This window comes from Pseudomonas sp. S37 (genome assembly GCF_016658545.1).
GTDB lineage: Bacteria > Pseudomonadota > Gammaproteobacteria > Pseudomonadales > Pseudomonadaceae > Aquipseudomonas.
The window spans coordinates 1-14,179 of the sequence record NZ_JACVZC010000144.1; the positions used below are offsets into that span (position 1 = coordinate 1).

Annotated in this window: 11 protein-coding genes; 6 read left to right on the plus strand and 5 right to left on the minus strand. The window is 62.4% G+C overall.

Annotated elements, in window-relative coordinates:
• Positions 1-221 precede the first annotated feature (221 nt).
• Both aroQ and IAE39_RS26590 read left to right on the plus strand, forming a co-directional pair.
• A complete protein-coding gene (gene aroQ / locus IAE39_RS26585; protein WP_201207470.1) occupies positions 222-671 on the plus strand; it encodes a type II 3-dehydroquinate dehydratase in 450 nt (149 codons plus the stop codon).
• Entirely contained in the window at positions 668-1,522 is an 855-nt protein-coding gene (locus tag IAE39_RS26590) for a shikimate dehydrogenase (protein WP_201207471.1), read from the plus strand. The genes aroQ and IAE39_RS26590 overlap by 4 nt, the downstream gene beginning before the upstream one ends.
• Before the next feature lie 163 nt (positions 1,523-1,685).
• Here IAE39_RS26590 and IAE39_RS26595 read toward each other — a convergent pair whose 3' ends face one another.
• Both IAE39_RS26595 and IAE39_RS26600 read right to left on the minus strand, forming a co-directional pair.
• Positions 1,686-2,201 (minus strand): thioredoxin family protein, encoded by a 516-nt coding sequence (locus tag IAE39_RS26595; protein WP_201207480.1) that lies wholly within the window; start codon positions 2,199-2,201, stop codon positions 1,686-1,688.
• Positions 2,202-2,211: 10 nt separating this feature from the next.
• Complete coding sequence (locus tag IAE39_RS26600) at positions 2,212-2,487, minus strand: DUF2790 domain-containing protein (RefSeq protein ID WP_201207472.1); 276 nt, start codon at positions 2,485-2,487, stop codon at positions 2,212-2,214.
• Between the two features lie 220 nt (positions 2,488-2,707).
• Here IAE39_RS26600 and IAE39_RS26605 point away from each other — a divergent pair, with 220 nt between their 5' ends.
• The 4 genes from IAE39_RS26605 to IAE39_RS26620 all read left to right on the plus strand — a co-directional run bounded on the left by IAE39_RS26605 (position 2,708) and on the right by IAE39_RS26620 (position 6,093).
• Positions 2,708-3,448, plus strand: coding sequence for a response regulator (locus IAE39_RS26605; protein WP_201207473.1), 741 nt, complete (start codon positions 2,708-2,710; stop codon positions 3,446-3,448).
• The gene (locus IAE39_RS26610) at positions 3,445-4,731 is read left to right on the plus strand and encodes a sensor histidine kinase (protein ID WP_201207474.1); all 1,287 of its coding nucleotides are present in this window, start codon (positions 3,445-3,447) and stop codon (positions 4,729-4,731) included. Before IAE39_RS26605 ends, IAE39_RS26610 begins: the two co-directional genes overlap by 4 nt.
• 240 nt (positions 4,732-4,971) lie before the next feature.
• Positions 4,972-5,589, plus strand: a complete 618-nt coding sequence (locus IAE39_RS26615; protein WP_201207475.1) for a ferric reductase-like transmembrane domain-containing protein — start codon at positions 4,972-4,974, stop codon at positions 5,587-5,589.
• 15 nt (positions 5,590-5,604) lie between these two features.
• Positions 5,605-6,093: an HvfX family Cu-binding RiPP maturation protein gene (locus IAE39_RS26620; protein WP_201207476.1), complete on the plus strand. Its 489-nt coding sequence runs from the start codon at positions 5,605-5,607 to the stop codon at positions 6,091-6,093.
• A 146-nt stretch (positions 6,094-6,239) separates the two neighbouring features.
• Here the strand turns inward: IAE39_RS26620 and IAE39_RS26625 are convergent, their stop codons facing one another.
• The 3 genes from IAE39_RS26625 to IAE39_RS26635 all read right to left on the minus strand — a co-directional run bounded on the left by IAE39_RS26625 (position 6,240) and on the right by IAE39_RS26635 (position 13,961).
• A complete protein-coding gene (locus IAE39_RS26625; protein WP_201207477.1) occupies positions 6,240-6,791 on the minus strand; it encodes a DUF4174 domain-containing protein in 552 nt (183 codons plus the stop codon).
• 251 nt (positions 6,792-7,042) lie between these two features.
• The gene (locus tag IAE39_RS26630) at positions 7,043-11,524 is read right to left on the minus strand and encodes an NEL-type E3 ubiquitin ligase domain-containing protein (RefSeq protein ID WP_201207478.1); all 4,482 of its coding nucleotides are present in this window, start codon (positions 11,522-11,524) and stop codon (positions 7,043-7,045) included.
• 76 nt (positions 11,525-11,600) lie between these two features.
• On the minus strand, positions 11,601-13,961 hold the full coding sequence (locus IAE39_RS26635; RefSeq protein ID WP_201207479.1) for a DNA polymerase II: 2,361 nt from the start codon (positions 13,959-13,961) through the stop codon (positions 11,601-11,603).
• Positions 13,962-14,179: the final 218 nt, after the last annotated feature.

A 14,179-nucleotide genomic window follows, 5' to 3' on the forward strand; every position in this document is an offset into this window, starting at 1 on the left:
CCACCAAAGGCGTCAAACCGGCTTGCTGAAAACCATAGAATCTCCCACAGGGGACCGAGCACGCTTTCAGATCTTGAGCAAGACAGTTGCTTCCAGGACTTCTGACGGTTGAGGGTTCGATAATCGCCCACTTTCCCGGCTCGCCGATCTAGTCCAATTGACGAAACTAACCAGTCGGTACAAAACTACGCGCATCCAACAACAACAAAGCGATGCCCGTCATGAAGCCCCTTATTCTCGTGCTCAACGGCCCTAACCTGAACATGCTGGGCACCCGCGAGCCTGCCCAATACGGCCACGAAACCCTTGCCGATGTCGGCCAGGGTTGTGCCGACACTGCCCATGCCCACGGCCTGGAAATCGAATTCCGGCAAACCAACCACGAAGGTGAACTGATCGACTGGATCCACGCCGCGCGCAACCGCTGCGCCGGCATCGTGATCAACCCCGGTGCCTGGACCCACACCTCGGTGGCCATCCGCGATGCCCTGGTGGCCAGCGAACTGCCGGTCATCGAAGTGCACCTTTCCAACGTGCACAAGCGCGAACCGTTCCGTCACCTGTCGTTCGTCTCGTCGATCGCCGTCGGTCTCATCTGCGGCCTTGGCAGCCATGGTTACCGCATGGCCATCAGCCACTTCGCCGAAATGTTCCAGGAGCGCACCGCATGAGCCAGCACGCCATCCTTGCCGGGCTGATCGGCCGTGGCATTCAGCTGTCGCGCACGCCAGCGCTGCACGAACACGAAGGCGACGCCCAGGCCCTGCGCTACCTGTATCGGCTGATCGACGCCGACCAGCTGCAACTGGACGACAGCGCCCTGCCCGGCCTGCTCGACGCTGCGCAGCACACCGGTTTTACCGGCCTCAACATCACCTACCCGTTCAAGCAGGCGATCCTGCCCCTGCTCGACGAACTGTCGGACGAAGCCCGCGGCATCGGCGCGGTGAATACCGTGGTACTCAAGGACGGCAAGCGGGTCGGCCACAACACCGACTGCCTGGGCTTTGCCGAAGGCCTACGCCGCGGCCTGCCTGATGTGGCACGCCGTCAAGTGGTGCAGATGGGTGCTGGCGGTGCAGGTTCGGCCGTAGCCCATGCCCTGCTGGGCGAAGGGGTCGAGCGGCTGGTGCTGTTCGAAGTGGATGCGGCCCGTGCGCAAGCGCTGGTGGACAACCTGAATGACCATTTCGGCGCAGGACGCGCCGTACTCGGCAATGACCTGGCCACCGCCTTGGCCGAGGCGGACGGGCTGGTCAACACCACGCCGGTAGGCATGGCCAAGCTGCCAGGTACACCGCTGCCAGTGGAGCTGCTGCATGCGCGCCTGTGGGTGGCTGAGATCATCTACTTCCCGCTGGAAACCGAACTGCTGCGCGCTGCCCGGGCACTGGGCTGCCGTACGCTGGATGGCAGCAACATGGCGGTGTTCCAGGCGGTGAAGGCGTTCGAGCTGTTCAGCGGCCGCCAGGCGGATGCGGCGCGGATGCAGGCGCATTTCGCCAGCTTTAGCGCAAGCTAGCACCTGGCACCGTTCCTGTGGGAGCGGGTTCACCCGCGAAGCATGCAACACGGTGCATGGCACCGGCCTCGCCGGTGTTCGCGGCTAAAGCCGTTGCCACAGAGATTTGAGCAAGCTGTCAGATTCTGGCAAGACAGAATCGCCCGCCGACCACCCAGTCACCTCACCCTTGCTCATCCAGCAACGCCTGTATCACCTGCTCCTGCCCACCATAATCCCCCTCGCCAAAGTGCACATGGCGCACCTGCCCCTTGCGGTCGACAAAGTAATGCGCCGGCCAGAACTGGTTGCCCCAGGCATTCCACACCTTGTGGTCGTTATCCACCGCTACCGGATAACCGATGCCAAGCCTGGCCACCTTGTCGCGCAAGGTGCCGACATCATGCTCGTAGTCGTACTCCGGCGTGTGCACGCCCACCACCACCAAGCCCTGGTCGGCATACCGCCGTGCCCAGTCATTCACATGCGGCAGGCTGCGCTGGCAGTTGATGCAGTCCCAGGTCCAGAAGTCCACCAGCACCACCTTGCCCTTGAGCCCCGGGGCATCCAACGGTGCCGAGTTCAGCCACTGGCTGGCCCCCGCCAGCGACGGCATGGCGCCGTAGCTGTCGCGGGCCATCAGGTGCCCGGCCAGGCCCAGCCCCGTCAGGGCCAAGGCCAAGCCGCCTGCTTTCAACATCAGGCGCCGATCAATTCTCATGGCAACCGCCGGTGGCGTAGGTGCGGTACTGCACGCTCTGCTGCTGGCCGTGGGAATCGAGGTAGTCCATGCGGGTATTCACCAGGCCACAGGCGTTGCTCTGGTCATCCTGCACCGACAGCACTTTCTTCACATCCAGATGCTCGCCGTAACGGTACTGCATGGCCCCGCTTTCATGCATCGGTGCACTAGCGGCCTGGGCGGCGATGGTGCCGAAGCTGAGTACGGCAAACAGGCTGGCGCTGGCGATGGTCTTGAAGTTCATGGCATCTCTCCTGGGTAACACTTGGGTGTGGGGAGTGTTGCTCCCCGGTCGAGAGCCATTTCAACCCTGCCAGGTATCCCGGATGTGTCGTGCGAAGCTGTGATGTGCTTCCTGCTGTATCTGTAGCCCAGCCAGATACACTGCAATACAAACCCCCGCAGGCAAGCGCGATTGCGCTCGGTACACTGCGGCCAACCCCACTTGCACAGGAACGCAGCGCATGGAACACGTCGATCACATCCTGATCGTCGACGACGACCGCGAGATCCGCGAACTGGTCGGCAACTACCTGAAAAAGAACGGCCTGCGCACCAGCATCGTCGCCGATGGCCGGCAGATGCGCGCCTTTCTCGAAGCCAACAGCGTCGACCTGATCGTGCTCGACATCATGATGCCCGGTGACGACGGCCTGCTGCTGTGCCGCGAACTGCGCGCCGGCAAGCACCGCAACACCCCGGTACTGATGCTGACCGCGCGCAATGACGAAACCGACCGCATCATCGGCCTGGAAATGGGCGCCGACGATTACCTGACCAAGCCGTTCTCGGCCCGTGAACTGCTCGCCCGGATCAACGCCGTGTTGCGCCGCACGCGCATGCTGCCGCCCAACCTGACCATCAGCGAAAGCAGCCGCCTGCTCGCTTTCGGCCAGTGGCGCCTGGACACCACCGCGCGCCACCTGCTCGACAGCGAAGGCACCCTGGTGGCTTTAAGCGGCGCTGAATATCGCCTGCTGCGGGTATTCCTCGACCACCCGCAGCGGGTGCTCAGCCGCGAACAGCTGCTGAACCTGACCCAGGGCCGCGAAGCCGACATCTTCGATCGCTCCATCGACCTGCTGGTCAGTCGCCTGCGCCAACGCCTGGGCGACGACGCCCGCGAACCCAGTTGCATCAAGACCGTACGCAGCGAAGGCTACGTGTTCTCGCTGCCGGTGCAATTGCTCGAGTCACCGTCATGAAATGGCCGCGCACGTTAGCCTCGCGGCTGGCACTGATCTTCTTCACCGGCCTGGTGCTGGCCTACGGCCTGTCCTTCGGCCTGCAGGCCTACGAGCGCTACATCAGCAGCCGCTCGATGATGCTCAGCAACCTGGAGCAGGACGTGGCCACGTCGGTAGCGATCCTCGATCGCCTGCCAGCAGCCGAACGGGCCGCCTGGCTGCCGCGCCTGGAGCGGCGCACCTACCGCTATCGCCTCGACCAGGGGCTGGCTGGCGAGGCCATGCCCGGCAGTGACCCGCCGATGGCCGCCGAATCGATCGTCAAGGCCATTGGCAGCGACTATCACCTGACCTTCCAGGAAATTCCCGGCCCGAATGCGCACTTCCAGGCACACCTGAACCTGGCCGACGGCGCGCCGCTGACCATCGATGTAACCCCGACGCCGGTCCCGGTGGCCCGCTGGCTGCCCGTGGTACTGCTGATCCAGCTGGCCGTGCTGTTGCTGTGCACCTGGTTGGCGGTACGCCTGGCCATCGGCCCACTGACCCGTCTGGCCTGCGCAGTAGACAACCTCGACCCGGACAAACCCGGCGTGCAACTGGATGAAAGCGGCCCGCGTGAAGTGCGCTACGCCGCCGTGGCCTTCAATGCGCTGCAGGCGCGCATCGCTGCCCACCTGAAGGAACGCATGCAGTTGCTGGCAGCCATTTCCCACGACCTGCAAACGCCGATCACGCGCATGAAACTGCGCGTCGAAGTAATGGACGACGGGGTCGAGAAAGACAAATTATGGAGCGACCTGGGCGAAATGGAGCACCTGGTGCGCGAAGGCGTGGCCTATGCCCGCAGCATGGACACCAATACCGAAGCCCCCTGCCGGATCAACCTGGACGCCTTTCTCGACAGCCTGGTGTTCGACTACCAGGACAGTGGTGCCCGGGTCGAGCGCCATGGCAGCAGCGGCAGCTTGCTGGAGACACGCCCGCATGCGCTGCGCCGGGTACTGGTGAACCTGGTCGACAACGCCCTCAAGTTCGCCGGTGCCGCCGAGCTGGAAGTGTGCCGTGAGGACAGCGCCACGGTGATCCGCGTACTCGACAACGGGCCCGGGATACCCGCTGGCGAACTGGACGAGGTGCTCAAGCCGTTCTACCGGGTGGAAGGTTCACGTAATCGCAGCACGGGGGGTACCGGCCTGGGGCTGGCCATTGCCCACCAGCTGATCCAGGCCATGGGTGGGCGGCTGACCCTGAGCAACCGCGACAGTGGGGGGTTGTGTGCACAAATAGAGTTGAAATAACCACCTGTAGGAGCGGCTTTAGCCGCGAACACCGGCGCAGCCGGTGCCATGCACCGCGTCTGGTTCTTCGCGGCTAAAGCCGCTCCTACAGGGTACCCGGATCGCCTGTGAATTCCGTTACCTGCGCGACATCCGGCGTTTCTCTACAAACCGATACACAACCACACCCACCCCGACACACTGCAGATACCCCACCTCCACACACTCCCGGTCAATTACTCAAACCCGGGAGCCCGTCTGATGAAACCCCTTACCCTGCCCTCTGGCTGGAAACTGTTCACCGCCCTCGCCGGCCTGACCCTGGCGATGACCGCCGTGGTCCTCGCCAGCCAACCTGACCCGGACGGCTTGCGCAGTGCCATCCGCGCCACCGCGCGAAGTTCGTTCGCGTTGTTCCTGCTGGCGTTCCTGGCCTCGTCGCTGGTGACCCTGCTGCCAGGCACCGTCACCCGGCGCATCCTCCACGAGCGCCGCTACCTGGGCCTGGCCTTCGCCTTTTCGCACGCCGTGCATGGCCTGCTGATCTACCGCTACGCCCAACAATTCCCCGAGCTGTTCTGGGCCGGTCGCACGCTCACCTCCAGCCTGCCCGGCAGTGTCGGCTACCTGTTCCTGCTGCTGCTCACCGTTACCTCGTTCAAAGCACCCATGCGCCTGTTGGGCGGCCGTGCCTGGCGCGCCCTGCACAGCAGCGGCATGTGGTTGCTGGCAGCGGTGTTCTGCCTGTCGTTCTACAAACGCATCCCCATGGGTGGCTGGTACCCGCTGGCGTTCGCCCTGATGTTCAGCGCCATCGCCATCAAGCTCACCGCCAGTTTGGCCCGTCAACAACGCCGCAATGCCCAAGCCCTTTCCTGAACAGAGAACAGCAAAATGACGACCCTCACCCGTACCCTGACCACCTTCGACCAGTTCGGCACCTGGAGTGCAGACCTGCCCTTACGGCTGTTCCTGGCCTGGGAGTTTTTCGAGTCCGGCCTGGAGAAATTTGGCGGCAACAACTGGTTTGCCGACCTGCAATCGAGCTTCCCGTTCCCCTTCAACCTGCTGCCCGCCGAGCTGAACTGGCAACTGTCCATGTGGGCGGAGCTGATCCTGCCGTTGCTGCTGTTGCTCGGCTTGGGTACCCGCCTGGCATCGCTTGGCTTGATGGTGGTGACGGTAGTGGCGATTGCTGCCGTGCACTGGCCGGCGCACTGGTCGAGCCTGGCTGAGTTGGCGCAGGGCTATGCGATTACCGACCAGGGTTTTGGCAACTACAAGCTGCCGCTGATCTACCTGGTGGCGTTGCTGCCTCTGTTGCTGAAAGGGGCTGGGCGCTTGAGTCTGGACCATTGGCTGAAGGCGCGGTTCTACAGCTGAAATCGCTGGGGCTGCTGTGCAGCCCTTTCGCGACACAAGGCCGCTCCTACAAGAGATCGCAATCCCCTGTAGGAGCGGCCTTGTGTCGCGATAGGGGCGCAACGCGCCCCCCATCAGCGGGTACCGATGATGACGCCGTTACGCGCTCAGTCTTCCAGCGGCTTGGGCGGTGCTGCCGGTTTGGCAGGCTTGGCCGGTTTGCTGTCCTTGGCCTTGGCCTCCGGTGCTGCCGCAACAGGCTCAGGCGCACTCACTGCCTTCTCGCTGGCAGGCAGGTCATCGACAGCCTTGAAGATCACCTCCGGGTCGAGGGCGGTGTTCTCTTCATCATCCTTGAGCACATGCCGCTCACCGTCCTTGCCCACCAGAATCACCTTGGTGCCCTTGCTCGCACCCAGCTTCAGTTCGCGGATCAGCGCCATGGTGGTCTGCTGCTCCAGGTTCTTGTCCTCCCGCTTGCCCATCATCTGCGCCACGCTGAACAGCACCAGGTTGCGCTCCTTGAACTTCGCCTGGGTGGCCGGGTCCTCGAGCGCCTTGTTCAGCCCGCGCAAGGTCGGATCGGCGCTGCTCGGCGCAATCACCACCAAAGGCCTTGCCTTGCCCAGTTCCTTGGCCAGTGGCGCGTCACTGTCCGCGGCAAACAGGGGGCCGGCAACAGCAAGCAAGGTGGCGAAGGTCAGTGACCGAACGAGCATGTGTATCTCCTTATTCTCTCGATAAACCAGAAGACTACAGATCAGGGAGAAAGATCCGACTAGCGAGCGTAAACCACTCAAGGCATCTCATGCCTCAACGAAAAGTAACCGGCCATTACCGAAAGTGGCCAGCCACCTTTGCAACCCCCTGGCACGTTGACGCTCACAGCTAACGTGAGCATAGTCCAATGCGTTCACACCCACCGCCGCAAAGCGGCAGTAGTCAGGCCAGCACCTGCAGCATGCGCAGTTCAACCCAGGGGCGCTGGTGGGCGCAGCGCAACGGCAGGCAGGAAGCTGGAGATCGCTTCACGCGTCAGTTGCCGTTGCACATTCAACAAACGCTGCTGCATTCGTCCCTGCAGCTGGTCATACTCCTGCTGCGTAGCCCCGCGCGCGTCCAGCACCTCAAGCTCATCGTGCAGAGTCTGTGGCACTTGCAAAAGGGTCCCGTGCGTTTGCTCCAGATACTCCGTCCAGAAGCGCTGCCTGAGCAGGAAGTTCACCAGCGCATCGACAGTCTGCAAGCGGCGCACGTCACGCGCGGCGCGGGCCAGGTTGTGTGATGACAACGCGGCAACCCCTGGGTTGAGCATTTCGTCGTGCTCGATTGGCAGATCAAGTTGTTCAACCAGCCCCATGCGATATGCCAAGGCATACTCCAATGATTCCTCGGCGCTGCCGTCGCGGATGGCATGCAGCGAGGCCAGCTCATCCAGCGTTTCCAGGCGCCAGCATTGGGCACCCACGTTCAGCAAGGCCCGTTGCCGGTTTTCCACACCCGGTTCATGCATGGCCTTCCATACCTTCACACGAACCTCCAGGTCACTGAAGCGCAGTGTTGCGTTGTCCTGGCAGTGCTCGGTGAGCGAGTGCGTGTACAGTTCCGCCTGTAGTTCCGGGCGCACGCTCATGTAGTCGATCATTCTTAGCACGCGCAACGCCAGGTAACGGGCCATGGCCTCGGTGTGGGTATCGGCGGAGGATGCGAGCCGTCCCAACAAATTGAAGAAATCCACCGAACGCCGGTCCCCTTTCAAACCACTCCACAGGTGGGCAAAGCGATCACGCTCGTTGTCATTCACCAGATCAAGCCAGTGCAGCTGTGTGGGCAAGGCGTCATCCGTCACGTCATTCCACATGTTCTCCACGGCTTGTAGCGGGTTCCTCGCAAGCCGCACCCGGCGGCTGCGCCACAATGCCGACCGATAGAAGCCGAAAGGCAACGTGCGGATCTGATTGCCCCCCAGATCCAGCGTATGCAACGCTGTCGCTTGCATCAGTGCTTCAGGTACTTCTTGCAGCTGTGTGTTGCCCAGCATCAACACCCGCAGCCCCTGCATCTGCTGCAGGGAAAACCCTCGGCGCAATGGGTTATCCGACAAGTTCAGGTACACGAGTGAATGGCAGCTGGCCAGCAGATCGGTGGCGCGCCCATCCAGATGAATCTGGTTACCGCACAGGTCAAGCACCTCCAGCCGTTCGGCCAACCTGGCCGTCAGTGGCAGGCTGCGCAGCCGACAATGGGTTACATTCAGGGACGTCAGAGCACTGAAAGCGTGCAGGAAATCATCCGGGACCCTGCGCAACTGCATGGCGCGAAGCGAAACTTCCGCTACATGGGGAAAATCGACACTGGCGGGAATAACCGGAAGCTCATCAAGGTTGCCAGCAAAAGATGTGAAGTCATAGGCAGTGCCGGCAGCCGCCAGCTCTCTGGGCAGCAGGCGCCGCCAGCAGTCAATCAACCCACGGGCAAACTCGGCGCGCGACCTCCAGGCCCAAAGCTTTGGCGTGGCCCGTTTCCAGCTGCGCAACTGCCGGGTCAGTGTCTTCAACTGCTGCTTCAATGCCAACAGCTTCGCTGCGGGCTCCGTATTTGAACGGCGCACCGTGGCCAACCACTCGTCAATCTGCTCGTCACTGAACCCGGGGTAAAGATCACGTAGCTCGGTAGCGAGGTTGCGTGCCCCTTGGCGGGGCGCCAACCCATTGCGCATGGCCGATAATGGATAGCCGATGCGGTTCTGGTCGAGCCGCTGCGGTGGCAGGAAAAAACCGGCAGGCCGTTTGATTTTCAGCACATCGGCAATGTCCAGTTGCCCCTCCATCACGCGCTGCGTGACCGCCTTGCGCAAGCCCTGTGCAAACGGCTCGCCTATCCCTGTTGCCTGGCGATACTCGGCACTGCAGCCCAGGCCCAGAACATCAAAGATATTGCTGGAAGCGCCCGACACTTCACCCGACGGGTCCTCCAGCCGGAACACCCCATGCTCAAAGCGCAGACACAATCTACGGCCGGCACCCGTGGTGCTGGCCAACGGCTGCAAGGCACTGCCATCGTACAATTGCCAGTGCGGCCCGGTTTCGGCACTTGGCAGTTGTTCGATTGCCGCCAGCACTACACGGGCCGTATCAAGATTCTGCGGCAGGTCAAACAGCAGCGACTCACGTACACGCACCTGCCGGATACGGCGTGCCAGTTCGCCAGCATGGTAAGTCTGCTCATGGCTTGCAGCGTCCAACAGGGCTTGCGCAGCCAATTGGTGCAAACCGGGGAAGTCTCGACGCAACTCACGGGTATCGGCAGTCACCGGATATTGCTCGTAATACAACTGCCCCAGTAGCGAGTAGCGCCGGCTCCAGACCTCGTCGGCCAGGGCTTCATCGGCCAACGCTTCGCCGCTGCCCCATTGCCGTACCCGGGCCAGCAACGCTTCATCCTCCACCACCTCGCCGCTGCGCAACTGGTTGACCAGGCGCTGGATGCGATTGAGCAACGCAACACGGCTTACCGTATCCACCAGGCAAGGGTCCGGCGCCCGATTGCAAACATGCAGCCCGCGCAAATGGTCGGCATCGATACCCTGTATCGCCATGACAGGGTCGACCTGGCCGGCAGATATCTGACTGAACGCGCCCCCCAGCCGATTGAACATGCGTGGCACATCGTCCCATTCCACAGGTTGTTCGCACCACACGCGCCATGCCCCGGCGTCGTTGTGCCGCAACAGTGGCCCATGACCATCCACCGGTTTGATCTGCCATTCGCCATCGGTGCGTTGCAACACCTCGAAAAAATTCCCTTCCAGCTTGACCCAGGACCGCCCGGCCAGGCGGTAGACCCCCGACGTATCGGCGATGGCCTGAACGGGGGGTGGCGCACAGCGAAACGGCTGCAGGTCGAAATGCCAGAGTTTTTCGCCACCGCCCTCCAGGCGGGCCGTCACCAAAGGGTCAACCAGGCTCCACTGGCGGCTGACAGTGCGCATCACTACCGCCGTGATACCCAGCTCCACTACCTGCCTGATGACAACCAGCACATGGTCCAGTGCCGCCCGGCTATCACCCTCACGCCAGCTCTCGACAGCCTGAATCACATCCTTGAGCAGGCCCCAGGCGGCTGCAGCCACTAACAGTTCATTCAGCCCCGGAACGAACAACCCCACCACGCCGGCGATCACCCACGCCGCATCCAAAAGCCGGTCTCGCCATGCCTGCTGCTCTTGGTCGTCCAGCAGAGCGACCGGTACGGCAATGAACGCTGCATCATCTTTGACTTGATCAAGCCACGCTTGCGCCAAATGGGGGAACAACGGCAGCGGATAGTCTGCCAGGTGCTGATCCATGTCTCTCGACGCCCAGTCAGCAACATCCATCAACTGCTGGGCCACCCGTGCAAAAAATTGCGCACGATCACGACGGCGTACGAAGCGGCTGAAAAACCGTTGGTAGGGTTGCCCGGCCAGCCGCTTGCCCAGGGTCCAACGGACAAATGTGTCCAGGTCAGTGGCAGTGTTCCAGGGGCTGACCGGGTCGTCCGGTATGTACACCAGCAGCCGCGCGCTGGATTTGAAACCGATGAAGTTGTCGATGATGTCGAGCACGATGATCTGTTCGAGCCTGCATCCATAGGCACTCAGCTGCCGCACACGGACTTCCAGCCCGGCAGAGGTACCAGGCCGCCCCTCACGGTACAGCCCAAGCACCACCTCGACATCGTCAACCGTCAGGCCCCCTTCGCTCAGTGCACGGCAGGCATCGATCAACATCGACGACCTGTGCAGCCCTTGCAGGGAAGCCCTTACTTCGGAGCCACTTGCCACAGCGTCGGCCGACGACGACAAAACACCGTCCAGGTGCTGCTGATATCGCCCTCCCAGGTCAAGCTTGCGACAGCACCGGGCAAAAGCGGCAGCCGTTATCGGCGCAAAGCGAGTACCCTCGTGATCGACTAGTTGATCATGGCGCGGTAGATCATCACCCTGCGCTTCGCCCCGGGTAAAATTGGCGAGCGCAGCATTCAGCAATGGTACGTCAAGGTTACCCTGCTGCTGCTGAGGCAGGCGTCCGAAACTGAATTCGGGCTTGGGGGACACGCTGAAATAATGATGACGAAAATAAAGGTCGTCACTATCAACCGCAAACCCGGGCTCATCTTTCAGCGCGCGCTCAAGCAATGGTTTGCAGAACTGCGCAATATCCTCAACCCGCTGCAGTGCGAGCTGCAAGTGCTGCCAACAGTGCAGGCTGGTTTTCAGGGCCTCAAGCAGAGCAGTCAGCTGTGTTGGCGTCAGGCTCATCGGCGTTGCACGGGCGTGCATGAGTTCGCTGGCAACACTCAGGTTGCGCAGCCAGGCTGGCAACGCGCGGGCGATCAAGCCATCCTGAAAACCTTGTTCCAGTGCCAGGGTGCCCGTTGCTGTCTGCCCGGGTGTCATCTTGTCAGTCATTGTCAGCCCTCCATCATCAAGGGCACAACGCTAACCTCAAGCCCTGGCGAGCCTGTGCTATCCCGATAACGCCGTTTCAGAACAACATCAGCTGGCGATCGGTCAGCGCGCGGAAATCGTCCCCGACAAAGGGCAGAATGGCATCGGCCACAGGCTGCAGCTGGCGGTGCAAATAGTGCTCGTAGTCGATTGGCGCCTGCTGGTTTTCCAGCGGCTCGGGGCCTGCTGTGGTGATCAGGTAACTGATCCAGCCACCACGCTGGTACTGCTGGGGCCGGCCCAGCTGGCGGTTGTAGTCATCCGCCAGCCTTGCCGCGCGCACATGCGGCGGCACGTTACGCTGATAGTCGGCCAACGGCCGGCGCAGGCGCTTGCGGTACACCAGCAAATCATCAAGCTCACCCGCCAGCGTCTGCTGCACATAGGTACGCACGTAGTCTCGGTACGGCTGGCCACGGAAGATGCGCCCGTACAGTTCCTGCTGGAACTGCCGGGCCAGCGGCGACCAGTCGGTACGCACCGACTCCAGGCCCTTGTAGACCATCTCTTCACTGCCATCGGCCCGTTGTACCAGGCCGGCATAACGTTTCTTGCTGCCCTCGTCGGTACCGCGGATGGTCGGCATCAGGAAGCGCCGGTAGTGCACCTCGAACTGCAGTTCGAGCGCGCTTTGCAGGTTCATGGTTGTGCGCAAGTGTTCGTGCCACCACTGGTTGACCTGAGCCACCAGTGCGCGGCCAATGCGCGCCGCAGCTTCTTCCCCATGGGCGCCCTTGAGCCAGACGAACGTGGAGTCGGTATCCCCGTAGATAACCTCGTACCCCTCTGCCTCGATCAGCGCACGGGTCTGGCGCATGATCTGGTGGCCACGCATGGTAATGGACGAAGCCAGGCGGGGGTCGAAAAAGCGGCAGCCGCTTGATCCCAATACCCCGTAGAACGCATTCATGATGATTTTCAGCGCTTGCGACAGCGGCGCATTGCCCTCACGCTTGGCCGCTTCCCGCCCCTGCCACACACGCTCGACGATGGCCGGCAGGCAATGCTGGCTGCGCGAAAAGCGGCCGCCCCGGAAACCCTCCACCGAGTGCTCATCATCGGGCAGGCGCAAGCCTTCGATCAGCCCCACCGGGTCGATCAGGAATGTACGAATGATCGACGGGTACAGGCTCTTGTAGTCCAGCACCAGTACCGAGTCGTACAACCCCGGGCGCGAGTCCATCACGAAACCACCCGGGCTGGCTTCGTCGGGGCGGCTGCCAAGGCTGGGGGCAACAAAGCCCAGTCGGTGCATCTGCGGAATGTACAAATGGCAGAAAGCAGCCACCGAACCCCCGCTGCGGTCCACGGCAAGGCCAGTGACCGAAGCCCGCTCCAGCAGGAACTCCAGAAGACGGGTGTGGGCGAAGATGCGCGTGACCAGCTCGCAGTCCTTGAGGTTGTAGCGCGCCAGTGCCGGTTTATCCTCAGCGAAGCGGCGATTGATTTCATCCATGCGCTGGTACGGCGTGTCGATCGCCTTGCCTTCGCCGAGCAAAGTCTGGGCGACACTTTCAAGGCTGAACGATGGGAAGCTCCAGGTCGCCGAGCGCAGCGCCTCGATGCCATCAATCAACAAGCGCCCCGGGGCATCGGCGAACACATGGCCGCCACCGGCATGGCTGCGCAAGGTCATGGGCGCACCGTTGCGGCCCAATGCCAGCGGCACTTGCAACTGTTTGGCATGCTCATGCAGCAAGCGCAGGTCGAACTGAATCAAGTTCCAGCCAATGATTGCGTCCGGGTCGTGCACGGCCATCCACTGGTTCAGGCAGGCCAGCATCTGGGCGCGGTCATCGCAGTAGTGCAGGTCGAAGTCGACGCCTGCCGGGTTGCCGTTGGGCGCGCCAAGCATGAACACCTGGCGCTGGCCGCAGCCCTCCAGGGCAATGCTGTACAACTCGCCACGTTCGCTGGTTTCGATATCCAGTGATACCAGGCGCAGCGTTGGGCGATAACCTGCAAACGGCTTGAGCTGGCCCTCACAGAGTACGCCTTGGGCATCCGCTTTGCCCGTGAACTGCACCGGGGCGGTGATGAAACGCTCCATCAGGTAGCGCTCCGGCGGGCGGATATCGGCTTCGAACACCTCGATGCCGGCACTGCGCAGGCGTTGCTCCAGTTGCATCAGCTGGCGGTGCTGGCGGCAATACAGGCCCAGTACCGGACGCTGGTCAAAGTCCCTCAGGCTCAGCGGCTTGAGCTGTACCCCAGCTTCCTTGGCCAGCAACACACGGGCATGCTCGGCCTGCGCCTGCGGGATGAAGGCAACCGATTCCTGCGGTGCCAGGCGCAACTGCCGTGGCCCCTGATCGGTGGCCAGCCAGAACTCCACGCAGGTGCCTTCGGGCGTGTCATGCCAATGCCGGGTCAGGACAAAGCCCTGCTGCAACTCCACTGCGGTAACCTCTGGGTCGTCTGTTCAAGGGGGATTCTACCTGCGAAGTGCCTGGCGTGAGAGGTTTAGCGCCTGTGAGATCGAGCGCCGCAGGTGTTCGACGAAATATTTTCAGCGCCTGTGAGATCGAGCGCCGAGGCGTTCGCCGAGACATTTTCAGCGCCTACAAGATCGAGCGCCGCCCGCGCGGCGCTTCGCGGCTAAAGCCGCTCCTACGT